At 59.8% G+C, this 5,990-nt stretch carries 7 protein-coding genes; 5 read left to right on the forward strand and 2 right to left on the reverse strand.

Annotated features, from left to right (window positions below):
• Positions 1-191: hypothetical protein (locus MPJ51_RS21215; protein ID WP_298390963.1), on the forward strand; the 191-nt coding region annotated here is incomplete at its 5' end.
• Here the strand turns inward: MPJ51_RS21215 and MPJ51_RS21220 are convergent.
• Together MPJ51_RS21220 and parC are read right to left on the reverse strand one after the other, a co-directional pair.
• Positions 169-762, reverse strand: coding sequence for a hypothetical protein (locus MPJ51_RS21220; RefSeq protein ID WP_298390965.1), 594 nt, complete (start codon positions 760-762; stop codon positions 169-171). The genes MPJ51_RS21215 and MPJ51_RS21220 overlap by 23 nt on opposite strands.
• 96 nt (positions 763-858) lie before the next feature.
• Complete coding sequence (parC, locus tag MPJ51_RS21225) at positions 859-3,207, reverse strand: DNA topoisomerase IV subunit A (protein WP_298390967.1); 2,349 nt, start codon at positions 3,205-3,207, stop codon at positions 859-861.
• A 199-nt stretch (positions 3,208-3,406) separates the two neighbouring features.
• Here parC and MPJ51_RS21230 point away from each other — a divergent pair, with 199 nt between their 5' ends.
• The 4 genes from MPJ51_RS21230 (at position 3,407) to MPJ51_RS21245 (ending at position 5,761) form a co-directional block, all read left to right on the forward strand.
• The gene (locus MPJ51_RS21230; protein WP_298390969.1) at positions 3,407-4,012 is read left to right on the forward strand and encodes an SH3 domain-containing protein; all 606 of its coding nucleotides are present in this window, start codon (positions 3,407-3,409) and stop codon (positions 4,010-4,012) included.
• A gap of 68 nt (positions 4,013-4,080) precedes the next feature.
• On the forward strand, positions 4,081-4,908 hold the full coding sequence (locus MPJ51_RS21235) for an SDR family NAD(P)-dependent oxidoreductase (protein WP_298390970.1): 828 nt from the start codon (positions 4,081-4,083) through the stop codon (positions 4,906-4,908).
• 76 nt (positions 4,909-4,984) lie between these two features.
• Positions 4,985-5,188, forward strand: a complete 204-nt coding sequence (locus MPJ51_RS21240; protein WP_298390972.1) for a twin transmembrane helix small protein — start codon at positions 4,985-4,987, stop codon at positions 5,186-5,188.
• Positions 5,189-5,761: a cob(I)yrinic acid a,c-diamide adenosyltransferase gene (locus MPJ51_RS21245; RefSeq protein ID WP_298390974.1), complete on the forward strand. Its 573-nt coding sequence runs from the start codon at positions 5,189-5,191 to the stop codon at positions 5,759-5,761. It abuts the gene before it with no gap.
• The last annotated feature ends 229 nt before the right edge of the window (positions 5,762-5,990 follow it).

Genomic DNA, 5,990 nt, shown 5'->3' on the forward strand with positions numbered 1-5,990 from the left:
CAATCGTGCCGATGTTGACGTGCGGTTTTGTACGCTCAAACTTTTCCTTTGCCATTCCTCAGGCGCCCTTTTTGCGATTGGGGGACCCTTGGTCCCGTGGTTACATCTGCGCGCGCGAGATATTTGGTTCAAAGGGGAAAATCAAGCACATCCTGCGTGAAAAGCAGGTTAAGACGCCGGATTTTGCGTAACCTCACCGGATTCCAGCGGTTGGATCAGATCAGGGCGCTTGTCGAACCAGCCATTGTCCTTGTGTTCCTCGGCCAGCCATTCCTCGACCCGGTCGGCAACTTTCAGGGCAAGCCCGCTCATCTGCTCTTCTCTGGTGCGTTCATGCCCCGATCCTTTAAGGGCGCTGCCACCGGTCGTATCTTCCAGAACCTGAAACTGCTTTCCCTTGGCAAGGAACTCTTTCTTGTTCACGTCATAGACGTTCACCAGAACAATTGCCGTACTTTTGGGATTGTAGATCACGGGAATCCCCGGAGGCGCCAGCATGTACCCTTCAAGGCTGATGCCGATATCGATATCCTGCGCGCCCTCATACCGCCCCAAACGAATGTTCACGGCGTTCTGAATGGCGTCTTCCCATTCCTTGGGAGTCGCATCTCGGGACACCGGGCCCTGCTTGGCTTTCTCGGCAAAGGCGTAGTTCACGCGCAGTTTGAATTCACCCAGCGATTCAGGTTCTTCATAAACCTGTGTCTGCGTACAGGCGCCCATCAGGGCCAGTCCGGTGATCAGGGTCAGAATGCGCAACATGTCTCGTCTCGATAGGCCTGTTTTTATTGGGTGTAGCCCACCGATACGGTTTGTGCCAAGCCGTATCGGCAGAAATTCAGCACCGTTGCGCCCGGATCACGAGAACTTATAGTCGCGCGGGAAGCCATAGGGCGCTTTCTTGCCCACGCCGGCGCGCTTGGCGAGCCATTGGGACATATCCGCCTCGTGCCTTGTCTTGTCGCCGCCCATGGACCATTTCAGGCCCTCTTCCCAGTTGAAGGTGGTGATGTCGGACAACCCTCCATCCAGTTCCAGCGTGCCCTGACGCCCACGAGCCATATTGTATTTCTGCAGGCGCACGCCTTTGCCACGGGTCATTTCGGGCAACTCCTCGGTCGGGAAGACCAGGAACTTGCCGTTCTGAGATACGACGGCCACGTGATCGCCCTCGACCGGTTTGCAGATCATTGCGGTCTCATCACTTTTGACGTTCAGCACCTGCTTGCCGTTGCGGGTCTGGGCCAGCACGTCATCCTCGGGCACCATGAACCCGTTGCCCGCATCCGAGGCTACCAGCAACTTCCGCCCCGGCTTGTGGATCAGGATGTCGATGATCCGCGCCTCGTTCGGCAGGTCGACCATCAGGCGCAGCGGTTCGCCCATGCCCCGCCCGCCGGGCAGGTTGGCAGCGCTGACGGTGTAGAACCGCCCATTCGAGGCGAAGACCAGCAGTCGGTCGGTGGTTTCCGCATGAAAGATGAAACGCGGGCCGTCGCCGTCCTTGAATTTCAGCTCGCGCTTCAGGTCGATATGGCCGGTCATGGCGCGTATCCAGCCCATCTGAGAGCAGACGACCGTGATCGGCTCTTTGTCGATCATCGCCTCAAGCGGGACCTCTTCAATCTGTCCGGCTTCGGCAAATTGGGTACGCCGTGCGCCGCCTTCGTAGTCCTTGCCGAAGGTCTTCTTTGTCTCTTTCAGCTGCTCGGCGATCTTAGCCCACTGCAGGGCAGGATCGGCCAGCAGGTCTTCCAGATTAGCGCGTTCCAGCATCAGCTCATCGCGCTCGCGGACCAGTTCCATCTCTTCCAGACGGCGCAGACTGCGCAGGCGCATGTTGAGGATGGCGTCGACCTGAACCTCGGACAGTTCGCCCTCGCCCGGTTTGGGTGAGACATAGTCGGATTCGTCGGTCGCACGCACATGGTCGATGCCCCAATCCTCGCGCATCAGCGCGGCTTTGGGGTCGTCGTCGTAACGGATGATGTCGATCACCCGGTCGAGGTTCAGGAAGGCGACGATAAAGCCCTCCAGCACCTCCAGCCGGTGGTCGATCTTGGCCATACGGTGACGCGAGCGACGGATCAGCACCTCTTGCCGGTGATCAAGGAAGGCGCGCAGCACTTCCTTCATCGAGCAGACCTTGGGCGTCACCCCGTCGATCAACACGTTCATATTCAGGCTGAACCGCACCTCAAGGTCCGAGTTGCGGTAGAGCATGCCCATCAACACCTCGGGGTCCACGTTCTTGGAGCGTGGTTCAAGGATCAGGCGGATGTCATCGGCGGATTCGTCGCGGACATCGGCAAGGATCGGGATTTTCTTGGTCTGGATCAGCTCGGCGATCTTTTCGATCAGCTTGGATTTCTGAACCTGATAGGGGATCTCGGTGACCACGATCTGCCATTGGCCGCGACCGAGGTCTTCAACCTCGAACTTACAGCGCAGGCGGAAACTGCCGCGCCCGGTGCGATAAGCCTGCGCGATATTCTCGGGCGGCTCGACGATGACGCCTCCGGTCGGGAAATCGGGGCCCGGTACGTAGTTCAGCAGCGTGTCATCGCGCGCATCGGGCGTCTTGATCAGATGCAGGCAGGCGTCGCACAGCTCGGAAATATTATGCGGCGGGATATTCGTCGCCATGCCCACCGCGATACCGCTGGCACCATTGGCCAGAAGGTTCGGAAACTGCGCGGGCAGCACTGCTGGCTCTTCCAAGCGCCCATCGTAGTTGGGACGAAAGTCAACGGCATCCTCGGCCATACCCTCCAGCAATGCCTCAGCGGCTTCGGTCATGCGCGCTTCGGTGTAACGTTCGGCCGCCGGGTTATCACCGTCGATATTGCCGAAATTCCCCTGCCCGTCGACTAGTGGGTAGCGGACGTTGAAATCCTGTGCCAGACGCGCCATCGCGTCATAGATGGCCTGGTTCCCGTGGGGGTGGAAGTCACCCATCGTGTCGCCGCTGATTTTCGCGGACTTCAGGAAGCCACCTGTCGGCGAAAGCCGAAGCCTATGCATCGCGTAAAGGATTCGCCGATGCACCGGCTTCAGACCATCGCGTGCGTCGGGCAACGCGCGGTGCATGATGGTGGACAGCGCATAGGTCAGATAGCGTTCGCCAATGGCGCGGCGCAGCGGTTCGGCTACCTCGCCCCCGTTCTCGGGGGCCTCCATATTGGGGTCGTCGATCGTATCGTTCATATATGATGTGATACGCCGCAAGCGCGCCTTGGTAAAGCAATCCGCTCGCATTTTGCTGGGGACAAGTCGCGCTTTTTGCAACAGGGGGAGGTAAGCTGCCGTTTTCCCCGCATTTTCGACTCGGACGGCAGAATATGGTAACCTCTACGCAATTAGAAAGCTGCCAATTTCTAGTAACGATTGCCTTGGGGGAAGCGCCATGACGCGCCTTATTCTTGTTACATTCGCCGCGCTCGGCTGGAGTTTTTACGTCATGAGCGGCGGCCCGGATTTCGAACCGCGCGGGCTGCGCAGCGAACAGCCCGTTCAGGTGGCTGCTGTTGCGAAACCTGTCACCGTCGCAAAACCCAAAGCCGAAGAGCTGGTGACCAATGTCGCCACGCGCGCAACCCCGATTCGGGTGCAGCCGAAGCCCACGGACACGATTGTGGCGGCTGATGTCGCCGCGGACCCCGCCAACCTGTCGGGCTTTTCCCGCATCTCTACCTTTGATGGTCAGGGCGCCAGCTTTACGCTGGCCTCGCTGGAAGACGGGGCCGCCGGGTTGCAGCAAGTCGCCCCAACCGAACCCGCAGAACAAACCGCAGAACCCGAACCCGTTCGGGACATCCGCGAAATTTCGGGCACCCGTGTGAACCTGCGCGACGGGCCGGGTACGATCTATCCGATCATCGGCAAGGCGCAACTGGGTCAACAGGTCGAGGTGCTGGGCGATTCAGGCACCGGCTGGCTGCGCCTGCGCGTGTTGCCCGTGCAACAGGTCGGATGGATTTCCGAGTCTCTGATCCGCAAAACCACAAACTGACGCATCGCTGTCATTGCCCTGCCTCAAAGCGGACCATAGCTATGGTCTGATTCAGGTTCGGGAATGACATGCAGAAATCCATCCTCATCACAGGTTGCTCATCCGGTATTGGCCAGGACGCGGCACATGGCATGCGCGCGCGCGGCTGGCGCGTCTTCGCCTCCTGCCGCCAGCAGCGCGATTGCGACCGGCTGCGCGCGCAGGGATTCGAAAGCCCTTTGATCGATTACACCGACGCGGACAGCATCAAATCGGGGCTGGCCGAGGTCTTGCAGACCACCGGCGGCACGCTAGACGCGCTGTTCAACAACGGCGCGCACGGTCTGCCCGGCGCGGTCGAGGATGTGCCCACCGAGGGCCTGCGCCAGATATTCGAGGCCAATGTCTTTGGTTGGCACGACCTGACCCGGCAGGTCATCCCGGTCATGCGGGCGCAGGGGCATGGGCGAATCGTCCAGAACTCATCCGTGCTGGGGCTGGTGGCCATGCCGTGGCGCGGGGCCTATGTGGCCACGAAATACGCCATCGAGGGGCTGACCGACACGCTGCGGCTGGAACTGCGCGACACCGATATCAAGGTCATCCTGATCGAACCCGGGCCGGTTACGTCGAAGATTCGCGTGAACTCGATTCCGATGTTCGAACGGTTCATCGATTGGGAAAACTCGGCCCTGCGCAAACGGTACGAGGCATCCTTGCTGAAACGCCTTTACGAATCCTCCGGCCCGGACCGGTTCGAACTGCCCGCCTCGGCCGTGACCGAAAAACTGGCCCACGCGGTGCAGGCCAAGCGCCCGCGCCCCCGATATTACGTGACCACGCCGACCTATATCGCGGGTTACCTGCGCCGAATCCTGCCCACCCGGACCATTGACCGCATCCTGTCGGACATCTGAGACGATATTACCCGTTCGCTTTTGCGCCCATCAGGTCTAGACAGAGCCCAGGGAAACAAACGCGGACTGTTAAATCATGGACCTTTTGATGGTCGTCCTGCTTCTGGCCATGGCGGCGGTAGTCGTCGTGCTGGTTCTTGGCATCGCAAATTTTGGTAAAAGCGGCATGAACGCTGCGATGAAAAGCAACAAGATGATGCGCCTGCGCATCCTGTTTCAGTTCATTGCCGTGGTGCTGATCGTGCTCTACGTCTGGCTGCGCGGACAAGGAGTGCAATAGATGGTCGTTCTTAACAAGATTTACACGCGCACCGGCGATGATGGCAAAACCGCCCTTGGCAATGGCGAGCGTGTGGCCAAGTACTCCGGCCGCGTGGCCGCCTATGGCACGGTGGATGAACTGAACGCCTTTGTCGGCGTCGCAAGGACCGAGGCCGAGGGTGACGTCGACACCGCCCTGTCGCGCATCCAGAACGACCTGTTCGATCTGGGCGCCGATTTCTGCCGTCCCGACATGGAAAAGGATGCCGAGGCCGACTACCCACCGCTGCGCATCGTCGCCGCACAGATCGACCGGCTTGAGGCCGAAATCGATATGATGAACGAAACGCTGGAACCGCTGCGCAGCTTCATCCTGCCCGGCGGCTCGCGTCTTGCGGCGCATCTGCATGTCTGCCGCACCGTCTCGCGCCGGGCCGAACGGCTGGCGGTCGAGCTGACCAATATGGAGCCGGTGAACGCGGTCGCGGTCAAATACCTCAACCGTCTGAGCGACTGGTTCTTCGTTGCCGCGCGCTGCGCCAATAACGACGGTCGCGATGACGTACTGTGGATTCCGGGCGCGAACCGCTGAAAACACGTCTTACCGCGCCGCCTGCGACAGAAAATGACGAAACGCGACGTCTCAACGACATGACGTGACGATTTTGCTCTGTTGCGGGGGCGTTCAAGACGCTATCAAGCCCGACGAGAGCATTGGTGGAGTCGCGCCGCGGCTTGCCGTTTTTGTTAAGGAGAAAACGCAAAAATGAAGGTGTTAGTGCCTGTCAAGCGCGTGATTGACTACAATGTGAAGGTTCGCG

It is taken from the genome of Ruegeria sp. (assembly GCF_028066395.1).
GTDB lineage: Bacteria > Pseudomonadota > Alphaproteobacteria > Rhodobacterales > Rhodobacteraceae > Ruegeria.